The sequence below is a fragment of the Tenacibaculum sp. 1B UA genome, from assembly GCF_033978845.1.
Taxonomy (GTDB): domain Bacteria; phylum Bacteroidota; class Bacteroidia; order Flavobacteriales; family Flavobacteriaceae; genus Polaribacter.
Window position 1 is genome coordinate 1 of sequence record NZ_JAKVUA010000013.1, and the last position, 17,897, is coordinate 17,897.

Annotated in this window: 18 protein-coding genes and 1 other RNA gene; 9 read left to right on the plus strand and 10 right to left on the minus strand. The window is 30.7% G+C overall.

The features are described from left to right. Positions 1–220: 220 nt before the first annotated feature. Genes mazG through ruvX form a run of 4 tightly spaced genes read right to left on the minus strand, consistent with a single transcriptional unit; the run spans position 221 to position 2,502 of the window. Complete coding sequence (gene mazG / locus MK851_RS10640; RefSeq protein ID WP_320243797.1) at positions 221–1,000, minus strand: nucleoside triphosphate pyrophosphohydrolase; 780 nt, start codon at positions 998–1,000, stop codon at positions 221–223. A 3-nt stretch (positions 1,001–1,003) separates the two neighbouring features. Continuing rightward, positions 1,004–1,426, minus strand: a complete 423-nt coding sequence (locus MK851_RS10645; protein ID WP_320243799.1) for a DUF5606 domain-containing protein — start codon at positions 1,424–1,426, stop codon at positions 1,004–1,006. A gap of 26 nt (positions 1,427–1,452) precedes the next feature. Next, complete coding sequence (def, locus tag MK851_RS10650; protein WP_115901388.1) at positions 1,453–2,037, minus strand: peptide deformylase; 585 nt, start codon at positions 2,035–2,037, stop codon at positions 1,453–1,455. A gap of 54 nt (positions 2,038–2,091) precedes the next feature. Then, positions 2,092–2,502: a Holliday junction resolvase RuvX gene (gene ruvX / locus MK851_RS10655; protein WP_320243803.1), complete on the minus strand. Its 411-nt coding sequence runs from the start codon at positions 2,500–2,502 to the stop codon at positions 2,092–2,094. Between the two features lie 118 nt (positions 2,503–2,620). Between ruvX and MK851_RS10660 the strand changes: the two genes are divergently transcribed. The 5 genes from MK851_RS10660 (at position 2,621) to MK851_RS10680 (ending at position 8,491) form a co-directional block, all read left to right on the plus strand. Then, positions 2,621–3,436 (plus strand): 2,3,4,5-tetrahydropyridine-2,6-dicarboxylate N-succinyltransferase, encoded by an 816-nt coding sequence (locus tag MK851_RS10660; protein WP_320243805.1) that lies wholly within the window; start codon positions 2,621–2,623, stop codon positions 3,434–3,436. Between the two features lie 8 nt (positions 3,437–3,444). Beyond that, a complete protein-coding gene (locus MK851_RS10665) occupies positions 3,445–4,410 on the plus strand; it encodes a Stealth CR1 domain-containing protein (protein ID WP_303508366.1) in 966 nt (321 codons plus the stop codon). Between the two features lie 2 nt (positions 4,411–4,412). Beyond that, positions 4,413–4,967, plus strand: coding sequence for an L-threonylcarbamoyladenylate synthase (locus MK851_RS10670; RefSeq protein WP_320243807.1), 555 nt, complete (start codon positions 4,413–4,415; stop codon positions 4,965–4,967). Between the two features lie 72 nt (positions 4,968–5,039). After that, on the plus strand, positions 5,040–7,040 hold the full coding sequence (locus tag MK851_RS10675; RefSeq protein ID WP_320243809.1) for an LTA synthase family protein: 2,001 nt from the start codon (positions 5,040–5,042) through the stop codon (positions 7,038–7,040). A gap of 29 nt (positions 7,041–7,069) precedes the next feature. After that, positions 7,070–8,491: a CCA tRNA nucleotidyltransferase gene (locus MK851_RS10680; protein ID WP_303508357.1), complete on the plus strand. Its 1,422-nt coding sequence runs from the start codon at positions 7,070–7,072 to the stop codon at positions 8,489–8,491. A gap of 57 nt (positions 8,492–8,548) precedes the next feature. Here MK851_RS10680 and MK851_RS10685 read toward each other — a convergent pair whose 3' ends face one another. The 4 genes from MK851_RS10685 to MK851_RS10700 all read right to left on the minus strand — a co-directional run bounded on the left by MK851_RS10685 (position 8,549) and on the right by MK851_RS10700 (position 13,681). Continuing rightward, on the minus strand, positions 8,549–10,375 hold the full coding sequence (locus MK851_RS10685) for an ABC transporter ATP-binding protein (RefSeq protein ID WP_303508355.1): 1,827 nt from the start codon (positions 10,373–10,375) through the stop codon (positions 8,549–8,551). Continuing rightward, positions 10,375–12,084, minus strand: coding sequence for a phospho-sugar mutase (locus tag MK851_RS10690; RefSeq protein ID WP_320243812.1), 1,710 nt, complete (start codon positions 12,082–12,084; stop codon positions 10,375–10,377). Before MK851_RS10690 ends, MK851_RS10685 begins: the two co-directional genes overlap by 1 nt. Before the next feature lie 33 nt (positions 12,085–12,117). Beyond that, positions 12,118–13,074, minus strand: a complete 957-nt coding sequence (locus MK851_RS10695; protein ID WP_320243814.1) for a glycosyltransferase family 2 protein — start codon at positions 13,072–13,074, stop codon at positions 12,118–12,120. Positions 13,075–13,153: 79 nt separating this feature from the next. Beyond that, positions 13,154–13,681 (minus strand): DUF4199 domain-containing protein, encoded by a 528-nt coding sequence (locus MK851_RS10700; protein WP_320243816.1) that lies wholly within the window; start codon positions 13,679–13,681, stop codon positions 13,154–13,156. Positions 13,682–13,857: 176 nt separating this feature from the next. Here MK851_RS10700 and ffs point away from each other — a divergent pair. Next, an RNA gene (ffs, locus tag MK851_RS10705) (signal recognition particle sRNA small type) lies at positions 13,858–13,956 on the plus strand. A 20-nt stretch (positions 13,957–13,976) separates the two neighbouring features. Here the strand turns inward: ffs and MK851_RS10710 are convergent. Then, on the minus strand, positions 13,977–14,897 hold the full coding sequence (locus MK851_RS10710) for a tyrosine recombinase (protein ID WP_320243818.1): 921 nt from the start codon (positions 14,895–14,897) through the stop codon (positions 13,977–13,979). 96 nt (positions 14,898–14,993) lie between these two features. On the opposite strand from MK851_RS10710, the gene MK851_RS10715 reads away from it, so the two are divergent. The 3 genes from MK851_RS10715 to aroQ all read left to right on the plus strand — a co-directional run bounded on the left by MK851_RS10715 (position 14,994) and on the right by aroQ (position 16,711). Further along, positions 14,994–15,515 carry a hypothetical protein gene (locus MK851_RS10715; RefSeq protein ID WP_320243820.1) on the plus strand — a complete coding sequence of 174 codons (522 nt, stop codon included), beginning with the start codon at positions 14,994–14,996 and terminating at the stop codon, positions 15,513–15,515. A gap of 195 nt (positions 15,516–15,710) precedes the next feature. Continuing rightward, positions 15,711–16,196 (plus strand): outer membrane beta-barrel protein, encoded by a 486-nt coding sequence (locus MK851_RS10720; protein WP_320243822.1) that lies wholly within the window; start codon positions 15,711–15,713, stop codon positions 16,194–16,196. A gap of 98 nt (positions 16,197–16,294) precedes the next feature. Further along, a complete protein-coding gene (gene aroQ, locus MK851_RS10725; RefSeq protein WP_320243824.1) occupies positions 16,295–16,711 on the plus strand; it encodes a type II 3-dehydroquinate dehydratase in 417 nt (138 codons plus the stop codon). Here aroQ and MK851_RS10730 read toward each other — a convergent pair. Then, on the minus strand, positions 16,688–17,875 hold the full coding sequence (locus tag MK851_RS10730; protein WP_320243826.1) for a DUF4105 domain-containing protein: 1,188 nt from the start codon (positions 17,873–17,875) through the stop codon (positions 16,688–16,690). The two genes, aroQ and MK851_RS10730, sit on opposite strands and share 24 nt — an antisense overlap. Positions 17,876–17,897 lie beyond the last annotated feature (22 nt).

Below are 17,897 nucleotides of genomic sequence, written 5' to 3' on the forward strand. Positions count from 1 at the left end.
AACTAGAGTTAAATCATCTGTATTTATACGCATAACAAAATATAAGATTTTGTCAACGAATTAGTTAACCTTTACAATTTCGAGCCAAGCGATAGCGAAGTGTGAGAAAACTCAGAGTTCAGTGGAGTTATATTTTATAATTAACCGTTTGTATTTCTAAAGAGTATTAGAAACTTTATTGAGTGAGATTCCTCATTTCATTCGGAATGACGGTAGTCGATTATTTGAAAAATTCCTTTGAATTTTCCCAATGCACATCCATTTCAGCGAGGGTCATGTCAGAAAGTTGTTTGCCTTCTTTTTTAGCAGCTTCTTCTAAAAACTGAAAGCGATTGATGAATTTTTTATTGGTTTTTTCTAAGGCGTTTTCAGGGTTTACCCCAATAAAACGCGCGTAGTTAATCATGGAGAACAACACGTCTCCAAATTCTTTTTCTATTTTCTCTTGATTGTTGTTTTTAATTTCGTCGTTCAACTCAGAAAGCTCTTCTTGAACCTTTTCCCACACTTGATGGGGCTCTTCCCAATCAAAACCTACACCTGCAACTTTATCTTGAATACGATTGGCTTTTACCACTGCTGGTAAACTTTTAGGAACGCCTTCTAAAACCGATTTATTACCTTCTTTTAGTTTAAGTTTTTCCCAGTTTTGTTTTACTTCTTCTTCGCTTTCAACAACTACATCGCCATAAATATGTGGATGACGGTCGATGAGTTTGTCTGAGATGGCGTTGGCAACGTCAGCAATATCGAAAGCTTGTTTTTCGCTACCTATTTTAGCATAAAAGACGATGTGCAAAAGCACATCGCCTAGTTCTTTTTTTATTTCTTGTAAATCGTTGTCTAAAATAGCATCTGCTAACTCGTAGGTTTCTTCAATAGTTAAGTGACGTAGACTTTCTAAGGTTTGTTTTTTGTCCCACGGGCATTGCTCACGAAGGTCATCCATGATGTCTAACAAACGATTAAAGGCGGCTAACTGTTGCTTACGAGTATTCACGATTTAAGCTTCTTCTGTAGTTGTTTCTTCAGCTTCAGTTAACGTACTAAAATCAAATTCAGCTTTTGCTAAAATGTTGTACCACTGAATTACTTTTTTAATGTTTGAAGCATACACACGTTCTTCATCAAACCCAGGTAAAACTTCTCCGAAGTACTCCGTTAACTTATTAGCACTTTCTTTGTGAGAAATTGCATCTTTACCATCTTCTTTATCGGCAATATTTTTAAATACTTGCGCTAAAGGCACTTCTTCTTCGTACGTGTAAATAGCAATATTTTCTAATAAGCTTACGTTATGAGTTGCAGTAATAGGAAAACGTTTACCGTCAACAATAGATTTTACGATAACTCCTGTTTTAGTTTGTGATAAAATTTCATACAAACCTGGTTTACCTGTTACCGATATAATTTTGTTAAATTCCATGTCTTAATGTTTTTAGTGTATAACTATTATCTCTTAGCATTAGGAAAACGCATGCGATATCCAGCGTTTACTTTCCCTTTAGAAATATTGTCTAATTTCTTTTTAATTAATCGTTTCTTTAGTGAAGAAAGTTTGTCGGTAAACAAAACTCCTTCAATATGATCGTATTCATGCTGAAAAACACGTGCAGGTAATCCGCTTAGCGTTTCTGTGTGTTTTTCAAAGTTTTCGTCTTGGTACTCAATAGTAACTTTTTCTTGACGAAAAACATCTTCATTAACGGTAGGAATACTTAAACATCCTTCGTTAAAAGCCCATTCTTCACCTTCTTCTTCAATGATTTTAGCATTGATAAATACGCGATTAAAGTTTTTAAAAACTTCTTTTTCCTCTTCACTTAAATCGTCATCTTCTGCAAAAGGAGAAGCATCAATAATAAACAAACGAATGTCTTTTCCTATTTGAGGAGCTGCTAAACCAAGTCCGTTAGCATTGTACATAGTTTCTTTCATATCGGCAATTAGTTTTTCTAACTGCGGATAGTCTTTATCGATTTCTTTTCCTACTTTACGTAAAACGGGATCTCCGTATGCTACAATGGGTAAAATCATTTACTTTTTAATTTTAAGGAACGCAAAAATACAAAGAATGCTTTTGGTAGAAAATTATTTGTTGTATAAATACGATTGTAAGATGATTGTCGCACTTATTTCGTCTACCAAAGCTTTGTTTTGACGTTGTTTTTTCTTCAAACCGCTATCAATCATAGTTTGAAAAGCTATTTTAGAGGTAAAACGCTCGTCTACACGTCTTATAGGGATAGAAGGGATAGCTTTTTCAAGCTTCTGTAGAAAAGGAGTTATGAGTACTTCACTTTCGCTATCAGAATTATCCATTTGTTTTGGTTTGCCTACTAAAAAGAGCTCTACATTTTCTTTTTGTGTATAGTCTTTTAAAAATGCGATAAGTTCAGAGGTGTTTACAGTTGTTAATCCTGAGGCTATAATTTGAAGCTCATCGGTTACCGCAATTCCTGTTCTTTTTTTTCCAAAATCTATGGCTACTATTCTGCCCATTCTATAAGTTTTTGTAAAGGTAGCTAAATTAAACAAGGAAGAAATATCTGTTTAAAAAATGTATCTTCGCGGTATATTATGGAAAGCAGTTTTATTTTTGCTGAAAATATTTAGAAAAATGACAGAATTACAATCAATTATAGAAAAAGCGTGGGATAACCGCGAGTTGTTACAAGGAGAAACTACGATTAATGCTATTAGAAAAGTAGTAGATTTATTAGATGCAGGAGATTTACGTGTTGCTGAGCCAACTGACAATGGATGGCAGGTAAATGAGTGGGTAAAGAAAGCAGTAGTGTTATACTTCCCAATTCAAAAAATGGAAACATTAGAGGCTGGTATTTTTGAATACCACGATAAAATTCCATTAAAACGAGGGTATGAAGCAAAAGGAATTCGTGTAGTACCAAATGCTGTAGCTCGTCACGGAGCCTATATTTCAGCAGGAACTATTTTAATGCCTAGTTATGTAAATATTGGAGCGTATGTTGATGAAGGAACTATGGTAGATACTTGGGCAACTGTAGGTTCTTGTGCACAAATTGGTGAAAACGTACACTTATCTGGTGGAGTAGGAATTGGAGGGGTTTTAGAGCCTTTACAAGCAGCACCAGTAATTATTGAAGACGGAGCTTTTATCGGTTCTCGTTGTATCGTTGTAGAAGGAGTTAGAGTAGAGAAGGAAGCTGTTTTAGGAGCGAACGTTGTATTAACAATGAGTACTAAAATTATTGATGTAACAGGTGATGAACCAGTTGAAATGAAAGGAGTAGTACCAGCACGTTCGGTAGTAATTCCTGGAAGTTACACGAAGAAGTTTGCCGCAGGTGAATATCAAGTTCCTTGTGCTTTAATTATTGGTAAACGAAAAGAGAGTACAAACAAGAAAACGTCGTTAAACGATGCTCTTAGAGAGTATGATGTAGCGGTTTAAGAACGTATATGGAAATAGATGTAGTTTTTATGTGGGTTGATGGAAGTGATCCTAAGCATAGGAATAAGATGAATACTTATTTAAAAGCAAAGAAAGAGCTTTCGAGTAAAGAAATAAAATCTAGATATAATCAAGTAGATGAAATTGAATTTGCTGTTAAATCTGTAATTAAAAATGCAAGTTTTGTAAGGAATATTTTTATACTTACAGATAATCAAGTACCTAAATTTTTGTTAGATAAAGAACAGAGAAATAGTTTGTACAAGAAGGTCAAAATGGTTGATCATATGGATGTTTTTAAAGGGTATGAAGAATATTTGCCAACATTTAATTCTAGAGCAATAGCAAGCATGCTATATAAAATTCCAGGTTTATCTGAACATTTTATATGTATGTGCGATGATTTTTTTTTAATTAATAAAACATCTCCTGAAGACTATTTCAAAAATAATGTACCTAGGTTAAGAGGGGAATGGAAATCTTTTGATGAAAATATATTACATAAAAAAGTGTATAAATCTTTTTTAAAGTTAATAGGTAAACCTAAAAAGGAAAGTTTCGCAGGACATTTTAAGGCGCAACAAATCATAGCAAAAAAATTAGGGTTTAAAAAGTATTATAAGCTACATCATGTTCCTATGCCTATGAGAAAATCTACTTTTAAAAAATATTTCGAAGAGAATCCAAATGAATTTATAAACAATATAAGTCATCGATTTAGGCATCCTTCTCAATTCTTAACAGAATCTTTGGTTAATCATTTGGAAATTAAAAATAACTCATTTGAATTATTAAAAGATTATCAATTAGTTTATATTCAGAATTTTAAAAAACCTTTTTTTTGGCTAAAATATAAAATACTAAAAAGATCAAAAAATCAGAATAAATTATTTTTATGTCTTCAAAGTTTAGATCAAGCTCCAGAAAATAAACTTAATTTTATTTTAAACTGGTTTGAATTGAAATTTAAATAACGTTGAATAAAACATCAGAAATATTATTTTTTTTAAATAAAGGTAGCACAATTCTCTACCCAACAGATACTGTTTGGGGGTTAGGTTGTGATGCTACAAATGAAGAGGCTGTAAAAAAGATATATAAATTAAAAAATAGGGAAGAATCGAAGAGCCTTATCATTTTGGTAGACTCTATTGAAATGTTGCAAAACCATGTAGAAAACATCCCTGAAAAAGCTTTTGAAATTTTAAAGACATCAGAAAAACCAACTACTATTATTTATAATAGTTCAAAAGGATTAGCTTCCAATACCATTGCATCTGATAATACAATTGCTATTCGTATTCCAAAGGACGAGTTTTGTATTCAGTTAATTAGAGAGTTTGGAAAACCTATTGTTTCTACTTCTGCAAATGTAAGTGGAGAGCCTACACCAAAATCGTTTTCAGAAATAAGTGAAGAAATAAAACAAAATGTTAATTTTGTTGTAAAGGTTAATACAGACAAGGTTTCAACAAAAGCTTCTACAATTTTAAAAATAGAAAAAGATAAAATTATAACAATAAGAAAATAGTTTAATAATCACTTTCCTTATACTGTGTTTTGTGATATTAAGTTTATATTTTTGCAAACTTAATATTACTTTATGAGTGCTAGAATACCTAATTATCTAAAATACATTTTTACAAATGTTGTTGTGCTATTTGTATTACTTTTTATTTTTAGAATTATTTTTTATGTGTTTTTTATAAATAATCTACCTGTAGATACTAATGATATTAGCAAAGCTCTTTTTTTAGGTGCTAGGTTTGACTTAAGATTAGCAGTTTTTTCTTATATACCTTTGGCATTATGTTATTTGTTTATTAAAAATTTCTTTGAAAATAAAAAGTATAAATCTTTTAGTGTTTATTACAGTGTTATATTATATTTTATAATTCTCGTATTTTATCTGTTCGATTTCGGACATTTTAGTTATTTAAATTTAAGAGTCAATGCAAACGCACTTCGTTTTTTAGAAAACTTAGGGATTTCTTCAAAAGTTTTTTGGGAAAGTTACCCTATTTTTAAAGGAGGAATAGGAATTCTTATATTTCTGTTTTTAGTGATAAAACTTCATAAAATAATCTACTCAATTTTCAAAAAGATAGATTTTACTTCACCTAAAAAAAATCGAATTTTTTTTGGAGTTTTAGCAGTGTTACTGTTAGGTCTAGGAGGTTATGGTAGTTTAAAACATTACCCATTGCGTTGGAGTGAAGCTTTTTTTTCAAAAGATAAAAACATTAATCAGTTTGCACTTAACCCAATATTATATTTTTTTGATAGTTTTAAATTTAGGTCTGAAGGTTTTGATTTAGAAAAGACAAAAGAATATATAAAAATAACAAATAAACATTTAGGTATAAATTCAGATACGTTAAGTTTTACAAGAAAAATAAGTTATAAAGACTCTATTAAGTATCAAAAAAAGCCTAATATCGTTTTTGTTATGTTAGAATCAACTGGAAATGGAGCATTGGGTTATTACGGAAACCCTGTAAATAGTACTCCTGTGTTAGATAGCCTTTTGGATAATAGTATTAATTTTACCAACCATTATGTACACAAATCTACCACAGCAGGTAGTGTATTTGCTAGTATAACAGGTTTACCAGATGTAGACAATATAAAATCAGCCTCAAGAAACCCAATGATTATTGATCAACGTGTATTATTTGATCAATTTAAAGGTTATGAAAAGTTGTATTTTTTAGGAGGTAGTGCTAATTGGGCTAATATTAGAGCTGTTTTCCAATCTAATATAAAAGATTTAAAGATATTTGAAGAAGGTAGTTATGGAGAAACTGATAGAGCAGATGTTTGGGGTATTGATGATTATGATTTATTTAAAGAATCTGATAAAGAACTTCAAAAATTACACAATAGAAATATACCTTTTGTAGCTTACATACAAACAGCTACAAATCATATGCCTTTTACAGTACCAGAAGTAAAGGATACCTACCGACCTATACATGAAAAGGAAATAGATGAAGAATTATTAAATAAATCAGCATACCGAAGTTTAGCACAGTTAAATGCTATTCGTTATTTAGATTTTAATATTAAACGATTTTTAAAAAGAGCACAAAAAAGTGGTTATTTTGACAACACAATGTTCGTGTTTTTTGGAGATCATCAAGGAGGAATGAAAGATATTAATTATTATAAACCTACAGAAGATAAACTAGGTATTTTAAGGCATAATACACCTTTTTTTATCCATGCTCCTAAATTAGTAAAAGCACAAAAAATCACAAGGAATACTCATTTAGTAGACGTTGTACCTACTGTAATCTCACTAGCTAAAATAAATCATATAAATTATACTTTAGGTATTAATGCTTTAGACTCTACGAGGACAAACCATTTTTCTTTTATTTATAGAAATATTGATGGAGAGCCAGCATCAGGAGTTATTCAAGACTCTTTATATTTTTATCAAACAGTGTTTAATAAAAAATCAAAACTCATTAATTTAAATACAACTAGTTTAAATGATATTAGTAAACAATACCCTACTAAAACAAAAGAGATGGATAGTTTATTAAATAGTTTTTATCATAGTACAAAATATTTGTATTATAAAAATAAAAAGAAATAATACAGTATAAGGTTATTAAAGTGTAGTATATGCAAAAACAATATTTTAAAGAAGCCATTTCCGCAGAAATATTTCAATATATATATCAAGCAGCTAAAGAGTTACAACTAGAGAGTTATGTAATTGGTGGCTTTGTACGTGATTTTATTTTAAAACGAGGAACAGCCAAAGATGTAGATGTGGTAGCTGTAGGTAGTGGTATAGAATTAGCTCAAAAAGTAGCTGAATTATTACCTAGTAAGCCAAAAGTTCAAGTGTTTAAAACTTACGGAACAGCAATGTTACGTTTTAAAGATGTTGAAATTGAGTTCGTAGGGGCACGTAAAGAATCTTATTCAGAAGAGAGTAGAAACCCTAAAGTTTCTGAAGGAACCTTACAAGACGATCAAAACAGGAGAGACTTTACGATAAATGCATTAGCATTGAGTTTAAATGAAGATGATTTCGGATTGTTACTTGATCCTTTTGGGGGAATAGCTGACTTAGAGGCTAAAGTTATAAGAACGCCGCTAGATCCAGATATAACATATTCTGACGATCCGTTGCGTATGATGCGTGCCATTCGTTTTGCAACACAATTAAATTTCGAAATAGAAGAGAAATCGTTAAATGCAATTACAAAAAATACAACGAGAATTGATATTATTACTCGTGAGCGTATTGTGGTTGAGTTGAATAAAATATTAGAGGCCCCAGTTCCATCAATTGGTTTTTTACTACTTGAAAAAACAGGGCTACTAGAAAGAATTCTGCCAGAATTGATAGCTTTAAAAGGAGTAGAAGAGGTAGAGGGGCAAAAACACAAAGATAATTTTTACCATACGTTAGAAGTAGTTGATAATATCGCTCAAAATACTGATGATGTTTGGCTTCGTTGGGCAGCATTATTACATGACATAGGTAAAGCACCAACCAAACGTTACCATAAAAAAATAGGTTGGACATTCCATTCACATGAATTTGTAGGGGCTAAAATGGTATATAAATTATTTAAACGTTTAAAAATGCCATTGAATAATAAGATGAAGTTTGTTCAGAAAATGGTGATGTTAAGCTCTCGTCCGATTGTATTAGCAAGTGAAGTGACTGATTCTGCTGTGCGTCGTTTAATTTTTGATGCTGGTGATGATGTAGAATCATTGATGATCTTATGTGAAGCAGATATTACGACTAAAAACCCGAAGAAATTTAAACGTTATCATAAGAATTTTGAGATTGTTCGCCAGAAAATTAAAGAAGTAGAAGAACGTGATAGAGTTCGTAATTTTCAACCACCAATTACAGGTGAAGAAATTATGAAAACCTTTAATTTACAACCTTGCAGAGAAATTGGCCAAATAAAAGAAGCTATCAAAGAAGCTATTTTAGACGGGAAAATTCCTAATGAACATGATGCTTCGTATCAATTTATGTTAGAAAAAGGAATTCAGTTAGGTTTAAAAGTGAGCTAATAATAATAAAAGAGTTTTAAAAAAAAGAGAAGCATGATGCTTCTCTTTTTTAGTTTGTTATCCTAAAGATTGCATTTCTACCAACTTTTTGTAAGTTCCACTTTTAGATATCAATTCTTCGTGAGTTCCCTGTTCTACAATTTTGCCTTTTTTCATGACTACAATCATATCTGCTTTTTGAATGGTAGATAAACGATGCGCAATCACAACAGAGGTTCTGTTTTCCATCATTTTTTCTAAAGCGTCTTGTACTAGTTTTTCTGATTCGGTATCTAAAGCAGAAGTTGCTTCATCTAAAATCATAATTGGTGGATTTTTAAGAACAGCACGGGCAATGCTTAAACGTTGTTTTTGCCCTCCAGACAATTTATTTCCACTATCTCCAATATTGGTATCATAACCATTTGGTAAATCTTTAATAAACTCATGTGCATTGGCAATTTTAGCAGCTTCAATAATTTCTTCGTCACTTTTACCTTCAACGCCTAAAGTAATGTTGTTTTTTACAGTGTCGTTAAATAAAATAGAGTCTTGTGTAACTAAACCTTCTAGTTGTCTTAATGAATGTATTTTAAGGTCTCTTATATCTATTCCATCAAGTAGAATAGTGCCTTTATTTACATCATAAAAACGAGTTAATAAGTTAGCAATGGTTGATTTACCACTTCCTGATTGTCCCACCAAAGCGATCATTTTTCCCTTAGGAATGGTTAAGGAGAAATCTTTTAAAACATAATCATCTTCATATTTAAAAGAAATGCTTTCGATTGTAATTTGAGAGTTAAAAGATTTCTTATCAACAGCATTTGACTTGTCTTTTAAAGGATTTTCAGTTTCTAAAACTTCTAAAATACGTTCAGCAGCAGCATTTCCTTTTTTAACTCCGTAACTAGCTTTAGAAATAGCTTTTGCTGGTGTTAAAATATTATAAGCTAAACCCATATAAGCAATAAAATCTTCTCCTTGTAAGGTTCCTTCTTCTAAAACTAAGATACCTCCATACCAAAGCAATACAGCAATAACACCAATTCCTAAAAACTCACTAGCAGGACTTGCTAAATTTGTTCTATTAAGTAGAGTATTAGAAAAATGGTAAAAACGATTGGTTGATTTTTCAAATTTTTGTTGAAACTCTTTTTCAGCGGTAAAGCCTTTAATCACCTTTAATCCTCCTAAAGTTTCTTCTAAAAGTGATAAAAAATATCCCTGCTCTTTTTGTACACTATCTGACTTTCGCTTTAAGCTTTTACCAATTAGAGAAATAACATATCCGGAAATAGGAATAAAAACAAACACAAAAAGGGTAAGCTTAAAGCTAATGGCTATCATTGCGGTGATCGTGAAAATAATAGTTAAAGGCTCTCTTACCAACATTTCTAAAACCGATAAAAATGAATGCTGAATTTCTAATACATCAGTTCCTATTCTAGCCATGGTATCTCCTTTTCTTTTTTCTGAAAAGTAGGCAATAGGTAATTCTATAGTTTTTCTATATAAATCGTTTCGAATATCTTTTAAAACACCATTTCTTAAAAAGGTAATGAAGTACATAGCTAAGTAGTTAAAAATATTCTTAAAAAAGAATGTAGTGATAACTAAACCTACAACTACCATGAGTGTTTTTGATTTATCGTCACCAGCAATTTCATGAACATAATAAGAAACATTCGCTTTAAAATAGTCAATTATTTTTGTAATGCTTTCAAAAACAGGTTTTTCAGTTACTTTAATAGCATTAGGTTTAAAAATAACTTCTAACATAGGCATTAATACCAAGAAAGAAAGTGTAGAAAAAAGAGCATATAAGATGTTAAATAACACATTCAAATATCCATGCTTTTTGTATGGAATAGCGTATTTAATAATCTTTTTAAAATAATTCATTATAGGTTCAATTCTTTTATAATACGTTGAATTTTAGTATCTAAATTAGCTTCAGTTTCCTTTTTATTTTCAATTGAATCTAAAACAGACTTTACACTAAAATAGAACTTAATTTTAGGTTCAGTACCACTTGGTCGTGCAGCGATTTTGGTTCCATCTTCGGTATGATAAATCAATACGTTTGATTTAGGAATATTAATTACAGTTTCTTCACCAGTTAGTAAATTTTTTCTTATTGAAGATTGATAGTCATATAAGTATTTAACTTTTGAATTGTCAATTACAGTTAACGGATTGTTACGTAAGTCAATCATTATTTGTTTGATTTGTTGCGCACCATCCATTCCTTTTTTAACCAAAGAAATTAAGTGTTCTTTGTAAAAATGATGACGTGTGTATAAATTTAATAATTCCTTATAGAAAGAACTATTTTTAGCTTTTGTATCAGCTGCTATCTCACAGGCAAGTAGGGCAGAGGTAACTGCATCTTTATCACGAACAAAATCACTTACCATATAACCAAAACTTTCTTCACCACCACCAATAAAATTAAGTTCAGGATGGTCTTTTATCATTTTAGCTATCCATTTAAAACCAGTTAATCCAACTTTAGTTTCAACTCCATAATAATCGGCAATTTCATTGACTAAATTAGTAGAAACTATCGTAGACCCTACAAATTGCTTTCCGTTTAGTTTTCCTTGTTTTTTCCAGTCGTTGATTAAGAAATCGGTCATCATACTCATAGTTTGATTTCCGTTTAACAAGGTCATATTTCCATCCAAATCCCTTACAGCAACACCTATTCTGTCTGAATCAGGATCGGTTCCTAATACAATATCAGCGTCAATTTTATTTGCTAAATCAACAGCCATTTTAAGAGCAGCTGGTTCTTCAGGGTTTGGAGATTTAACTGTAGGAAAATCCCCATCAGGAGTAGCTTGTTCTTCAATAATATGAACCTGAGTATATCCTGCCCGTTTTAAAACTTCAGGAATTAATTTAATAGAAGTCCCATGTAATGGGGTAAACACTATTTTTAAATTTTCTCGCCCTTCTATATCAAATGTTCCATTTTTTAAGGAAGCTTTCCAAAAAGCTTCGTCAATTTCATTTCCAATAGAGGAAATTAAACTTTCATTAGCATTGAAATTGATATCTGCAAAAGCTAAAGAGTTTACTTCATTAATAATTTCTTGATCTTGAGGAGGAACAATTTGTCCACCATCATTCCAATATACTTTATAACCGTTATATTCAGGAGGGTTGTGAGAAGCAGTTAGTACAATTCCTGCATCGCACCCTAAATAGTTTACAGCAAATGATAATTCTGGGGTAGGGCGCATATCTTCAAATAAAAACACTTGAATATTGTTAGCAGATAGTACGTTCGCTACCACCTTAGCTAACCATTCACTATCATGACGACAATCGTACCCAATAGCTACTTTTAATTCTTTATTTAAGTGTGTTTTACGTAAATAATTACTTAAACCTTGAGTAGCTTTTCCTAAAGTGTATTTATTTATTCGGTTGGTTCCTGCTCCTACAATACCACGTATTCCACCTGTCCCGAATTCTAAATTTTTATAAAAACGATCGGCTAAATCGTCAGCATTAGTATCAATTAGCTGCTGAATTTCTTGTTGTGTTTCTGAATCAAATGTATCAGATAACCATTGTTCGGCTTTGTTTAAAATCTCTTTCATGTATCAAATTAAAAAGCGTACAAAGATACGGGTTTAAAAGTTCAGTTTTTCTTTGATTGTATAATGTTTTTGCTGCGGATTACTTTTAATAATTAGCTCACCTAAAAAACCAGCTAAAAAAAGTAATGTACCTAAAATCATTGAGGTTAAGGCAATGTAAAACCATGGATTACTAGTTACTAATATGGCTTTTACTCCTGTAGAAAGTTGGTATATTTTCATAGCTCCTATAAAGAAAGCTGAGAAAAAACCAAAAATAAACATTAATGTTCCCCATAAGCCAAAAAAGTGCATTGGTCTTTTTCCAAATTTTGAAAGAAATGAAATGGTAATTAAGTCTAAAAAACCATTTACAAAACGATCCATTCCAAATTTGGTTACTCCATATTTACGAGCTTGGTGTTGTACCACTTTTTCATCAATTCTATTGAATCCTTCATTTTTAGCTAATACAGGAATATAACGGTGCATTTCACCACTAACTTTTACTGCTTTAACAACTTCGTTTTTATAAGCTTTTAAACCACAGTTAAAATCGTGTAATTTTAACCCTGATGTTTTTCGAGCAGCCCAATTGAACAATTTTGAGGGAATATTTTTGGTTACAACATTATCGTATCGTTTCCTTTTCCATCCAGATATTAAGTCGAAGTTTTCTTTAGTAATTAATTTATAAAGTTCAGGGATTTCGTCAGGGCTATCTTGTAAATCCGCATCCATGGTAATAACTACTCTTCCTTGAGTTAACCCAAAACCAGCGTCTAAGGCTTGGGATTTACCATAATTTCTTTGAAATCGTAAACCTTTTACTTCTTGATGCTTTTGAGATAACTCTTGTATTATTTTCCAAGAATTATCAGTACTACCATCATCAATAAAGATAAGTTCATATAAAAACTGATTGGATTGCATAACTTTTGCAATCCAATCATATAATTCTGGTAAAGATTCCTCTTCATTAAGAAGTGGTATTACTACCGATATATCCATATATTTTGTTCAGTGTTTAAAAAAGGTAAAGTTACAAAGTATTCGTTATACGTAAAACATTTACCTATTTAAAACTATATTAATATTGTTCTTCTTCTGTTTTTTTCATAATAGCACCAGCTATTGCGGATACTATAAAACCAAGAAAAACATAAAATAACAACCCTAAAGCATCACCAATAATAGTTCCTTGAAACTTTGATTGCATTGCTAGTTGACTTTCTATTTGTTCATCAGTTAATCCAGCATCTAAAAATTGTTGGGTTTGGAATTCATTCAATTGATTATAAAAATCAGGCTCGATAATGCCAGTGAAAATATGACTATATATAATACTAATTAGAGCACCTACTGCTACTAAACCTACACCAATTTTTAACGCTTGTCCCCATGATAATAAATTATTATTTTCTTTTTTAAATATTTTTATAGCTAAAATAGGAAGTACTATGATGCATGCAGCTAATACAATCATATTAATTATACCTCCTACAGTATCAAAAGTCATTCCTAAAGCATAAATAATAAGATTGGTCAAAACTATAAGACCTCCATAAACTAACCCATAGTTTAAAATAATGTTTTTACTGTTTGCTTGATTTTCCATTGTGTGAATTTAGTTAGTGATACAAATATATTCTTTTTACTGTTATGTTTATTTTTTACTGCTAAAAGCAAAAAAATATAGACAACAAATTATTAGTATTCAAAAACTTAGAAATGTTACAAAATTTTTATGCAAATTTTATTGTTTTTTACGAAAAAATGGTTGTAAATTTGCCTCGGCAAGTCCTACACAACCAGCTCCCTTTGAATCCCCCAGGGCGGGAACGCAGCAAGGGTATTAGGTTGTAGCGGTGTGATGTAGGTAGCTTGCCTTTTTTTGTACCCAAAAGTTTCGTTTATTCTTCTTCTGTTAAATTCAAATTACTTCTAGGATGGTGTAGTTCAACAACTTCTTTAAGATAGCTATTATCTAAATGAACATATATTTCTGTTGTAGTAATACTTTCATGTCCTAATAATTGTTGAATAACACGTAAATCTGCTCCATTTTTTAGTAAATATGTAGCAAAGGAGTGTCTTAATGTATGTGGACCAATACTTTTTTTTAGATCTATTTTCTGAGCTAATTCTTTTAAAATAATAAAAATCATTTGTCTAGTTAAACGTTTTCCTCTTCTATTTAAGAAAGCAGTATCTTCATCTTCTTTTTTTGGAGTAATTTGAGACCTGATTTCATTAATATAAAAGTTAAGTCTATGAATTGTTGTAATGTGTATTGGAACAAAACGATATTTATTTCCTTTACCTAATATACGTATATATCCTTCGTCGAAGAATAAATCGGATAATTGTAAATTAATCAATTCACTCACACGTAAACCACAACTGTAAATGGTTTCAATAATAGTTTTGTTGCGTTCCCCTTGTGGGTGACTTAAATCGATAGCAGCAATTAATTTATCTATCTCTTCTTTTTCTAAGGTATCAGGGAGTTTTCTAATAATATTTGGGCTTTCAATTAAATCGGTTGGATTATCTTGTCGATAATCTTCAAATACCATAAAATCAAAAAAGCTACGTAAACCTGAAATTAATCTAGCTTGACTACGAGCATTAATACTTTTGCTAGTTTCATAGATGAATTGCTGAATAGTTTCTGTAGTTGTATGAATTGGAGAAGGAGAGTTTTCTAGATTATCTACAAATAAAAAAAGCTTATTTACATCTCTTTTATAACTATCTATAGAGTTTTTTGAAAGCCCTCTTTCAATTTTTAAAAAATTGATATAATCGTATATTGCTTGTTTCCAGTTCATTATAAAAAAATAGCTGTTTTTTTAAAAAGCATATTGATAGATGTAAAAATAAAATTATTTTTGCGGCACAAACTTAAAATTATAAATTTAAAAATTATGAAAAAATTATTATTAGTAATTGCTATGGTAGCTGCTAGTTTTACAGCTAATGCACAAGAAGCTAATGGACAAACAGCTAAAGGGAAGTGGTTAGTAGAAGGTAACACTGGTTTTGGAGCTGCTCATGGAGCTGCTACAGGGTTCCAATTATCTAATAGAGATACACCAGCCGGATCAACTACAACTTGGGGTATTGGAGCTGAAGCAGGTTATTTCATCATGGACGATTTAGCAATTAAATTAGGATTAGGGTATAATGATAGAGGTGCTGATGATGCTTTTTCTTACAAGATTGGAGCAAAATACTACATTTCTAGTATGATTCCAGTACAAATTGATTACTCAGGGGCTTCTTATGATGCTTATGATGCGTCATATTTAGGATTCCAAGCTGGTTATGCTATTTTCTTAGGAGATATGGTAAGTATTGAGCCAGGTTTAAGATATAACTTAGGTTTAGGTGATTCGGAAGATAATAACGTATTCCAATTAAACGTTGGATTTGCATTACACTTCTAAGAAGAATATCAATAAAGAGTAAAAAAGGGACGCAAATTTGTGTCTCTTTTTTTTATTTTGAACATAAGTGGTTTGTTATTAGTAGTTTAGGGTTTTAAATACATTTGTAAGACTTTTTTTAAAAAAAAAGAGCAACTAGATTCTTAATTAAATGTATCTTTGCCGGCTCAAAACAAAACTTATAAAACAAAAATTATGAAAAAATTTTTAGTAGTTGCTATGATGGCTTTTGGTTTAGCTGTTAACGCACAAGAAACAGAATTAAACGTTGGTGGAACTATTGGTTTACCTGTTGGAGATGCTGATGAAGCTAATGTAACTGGAGCAATTGAAGCTAATTATTTATTTAATGTTGCTGAAGGTTTTAAAGTAGGACCATCTGTATCTTATTTACATTTTCAAGGAGAAGGAGCTGACTTAGCTTTTATTCCTGTAGCTGTAGCAGGTCGTTATAGTTTTGCTGATAAATTTTCAGTAGGAGCTGACTTAGGTTATGGTATTGGTGTAAGACCTTCAGGAAACACTGAAAGTGGTTTTTACTTCAGACCAATCGTAGGTTACCAATTAACTGAAAAAATTAACTTACATGTAGACTATACAGGTGTTGTATTAGATACTGATTATGTTAATATAACTCCAGCTACAATTGGAATTGGAGGAACTTATTCTTTCTCTTTATAGTAAGAAATTTTACAATAAGAAGAAAAAGGAAGCAAATTTGCTTCCTTTTTTTATGCTTAAAAGTTAAAAAGAGTATTTTTACCTTATAAATATGAAGGATGAAAAAAATAATTATAATTAATGGACCTAATTTGAATTTATTAGGGAAACGTGAACCTGAAATTTACGGATCAAATTCTTTTGACGATTTTTTTAAGGAACTAAAGAATAATTATAAGAATGCGATTTTAGAATATTTTCAGTCGAATATTGAAGGAGAAATAATAGATAAATTGCATGAAGTGGGATTTGATTATGATGGTGTTATCTTAAATGCAGCAGCTTACACCCATACTTCTGTTGGTATTGGTGATGCTGTAAAAGGTATAGAAACTCCTGTGGTTGAAGTACATATTTCAAATATACATGCACGTGAGGAGTTTCGTCATGTTAGTTATATAGCTCCGAACGCTAAAGGAGTTGTTTTTGGCTTTGGTTTACAAGGATATGAACTAGCGATTCAAAGTTTTCTGTAAATACCAATAGCGAACTCCCAATAATATAAATAAGGGAATTGTAGGGTAGGTATATAACTGTACTTTAGTTAACCATACAAATGGTATAATTATTAAAAAAAATAATAGAACTAGACAGTATTTGTAAACCCAAATAGGAGGTTCTTTTTTTAACAAGGAAAAGGCTACAATTATATTTGGAGCAAACGCCCATAAAAAGTTAAAGTTATTTGGAGCTGTGGAGTGATTGGTAAAGAACCATAAAAACACAATTAACAAGCCTAAAGTTCCTGTGGTGAAAAATAAAACAAAATCGATCCATCTGCTTCTTTTAGAGTTTTTAATGTCTTTGTAAGTAATAAATAACCCAAATAAAGAAAACAATAAAATTGCTAAAAAAGGACTAATAGCATCACTTTTGGATTCCTTTTCATTGAAATCGAGCAATGTATTTGTCTTTAGTACTAAATCTTCTTCTTTTTCATTTTTAATGATTTTAGATACATTTAAAGCGGTAAAAACATAATCAGGAAGGTATAAATATTCTGAAGGTGTAGCAATTTTATCTAACTTACTACCAAGTGCAATGTTAATTCCTAAACTACCCCAAGTATTTGGATTGATTTCTTTATTCATCAATTGTCTTAATGATAAATTTTCTTTGACAAAATCATCTTTAAAAACTAAATTATCACCTGTAATTTTCTGAATAATATCACGGGGTCTAGTAGCACAATTATCAAAATAAGGATCGTAAAAATAACTTGCATTTTCAGGCAACACATTTGTTTCTAAAAACTGAAAAAACTCATTTCTTTGTTGTTGTGTTAAATTTAAAATTTGCTCTTTAACCCAACGCTGGTCTTGTTGTGCACTTTTTAATGATAAATAAAAAGGGTAACGAGCCAATTTATATTTCATAAAACCTTTTGTAAAGTTTACATAAAAGTTAGGGTCGTCAAAATCGAAAATACCATAATTGTAAAGTAAATCTAACTGTAAAACGGGGTCTTTAACCCGAATAGCAGTATGACCAAATTTTTCGTATAATTCTTCTCCTGGTCCTGAAGTGATAATACTTATTTGAGAGAACTTAGATAACCCTAATGAGTTTACTTTTTGAGAAAAACCAGTGTTTATACTAAGTAAGGTTAAAAGAAAAAAAGTATATTTTTTTATCATCATAAATTCTAACAAGGTATATGTT

Coding starts and splice junctions, on each gene's coding strand:
- MK851_RS10645 (WP_320243799.1), bottom strand. CDS start 1,426: ATGGAATTTAACAAAATTATATCGGTAACAGGTAAACCAGGTTTGTAT.
- def (WP_115901388.1), bottom strand. CDS start 2,037: ATGATTTTACCCATTGTAGCATACGGAGATCCCGTTTTACGTAAAGTA.
- ruvX (WP_320243803.1), bottom strand. CDS start 2,502: ATGGGCAGAATAGTAGCCATAGATTTTGGAAAAAAAAGAACAGGAATT.
- MK851_RS10660 (WP_320243805.1), top strand. CDS start 2,621: ATGACAGAATTACAATCAATTATAGAAAAAGCGTGGGATAACCGCGAG.
- MK851_RS10665 (WP_303508366.1), top strand. CDS start 3,445: ATGGAAATAGATGTAGTTTTTATGTGGGTTGATGGAAGTGATCCTAAG.
- MK851_RS10675 (WP_320243809.1), top strand. CDS start 5,040: ATGAGTGCTAGAATACCTAATTATCTAAAATACATTTTTACAAATGTT.
- MK851_RS10680 (WP_303508357.1), top strand. CDS start 7,070: ATGCAAAAACAATATTTTAAAGAAGCCATTTCCGCAGAAATATTTCAA.
- MK851_RS10685 (WP_303508355.1), bottom strand. CDS start 10,375: ATGAATTATTTTAAAAAGATTATTAAATACGCTATTCCATACAAAAAG.
- MK851_RS10690 (WP_320243812.1), bottom strand. CDS start 12,084: ATGAAAGAGATTTTAAACAAAGCCGAACAATGGTTATCTGATACATTT.
- MK851_RS10695 (WP_320243814.1), bottom strand. CDS start 13,074: ATGGATATATCGGTAGTAATACCACTTCTTAATGAAGAGGAATCTTTA.
- MK851_RS10700 (WP_320243816.1), bottom strand. CDS start 13,681: ATGGAAAATCAAGCAAACAGTAAAAACATTATTTTAAACTATGGGTTA.
- MK851_RS10710 (WP_320243818.1), bottom strand. CDS start 14,897: ATGAACTGGAAACAAGCAATATACGATTATATCAATTTTTTAAAAATT.
- MK851_RS10715 (WP_320243820.1), top strand. CDS start 14,994: ATGAAAAAATTATTATTAGTAATTGCTATGGTAGCTGCTAGTTTTACA.
- MK851_RS10720 (WP_320243822.1), top strand. CDS start 15,711: ATGAAAAAATTTTTAGTAGTTGCTATGATGGCTTTTGGTTTAGCTGTT.
- aroQ (WP_320243824.1), top strand. CDS start 16,295: ATGAAAAAAATAATTATAATTAATGGACCTAATTTGAATTTATTAGGG.
- MK851_RS10730 (WP_320243826.1), bottom strand. CDS start 17,875: ATGATGATAAAAAAATATACTTTTTTTCTTTTAACCTTACTTAGTATA.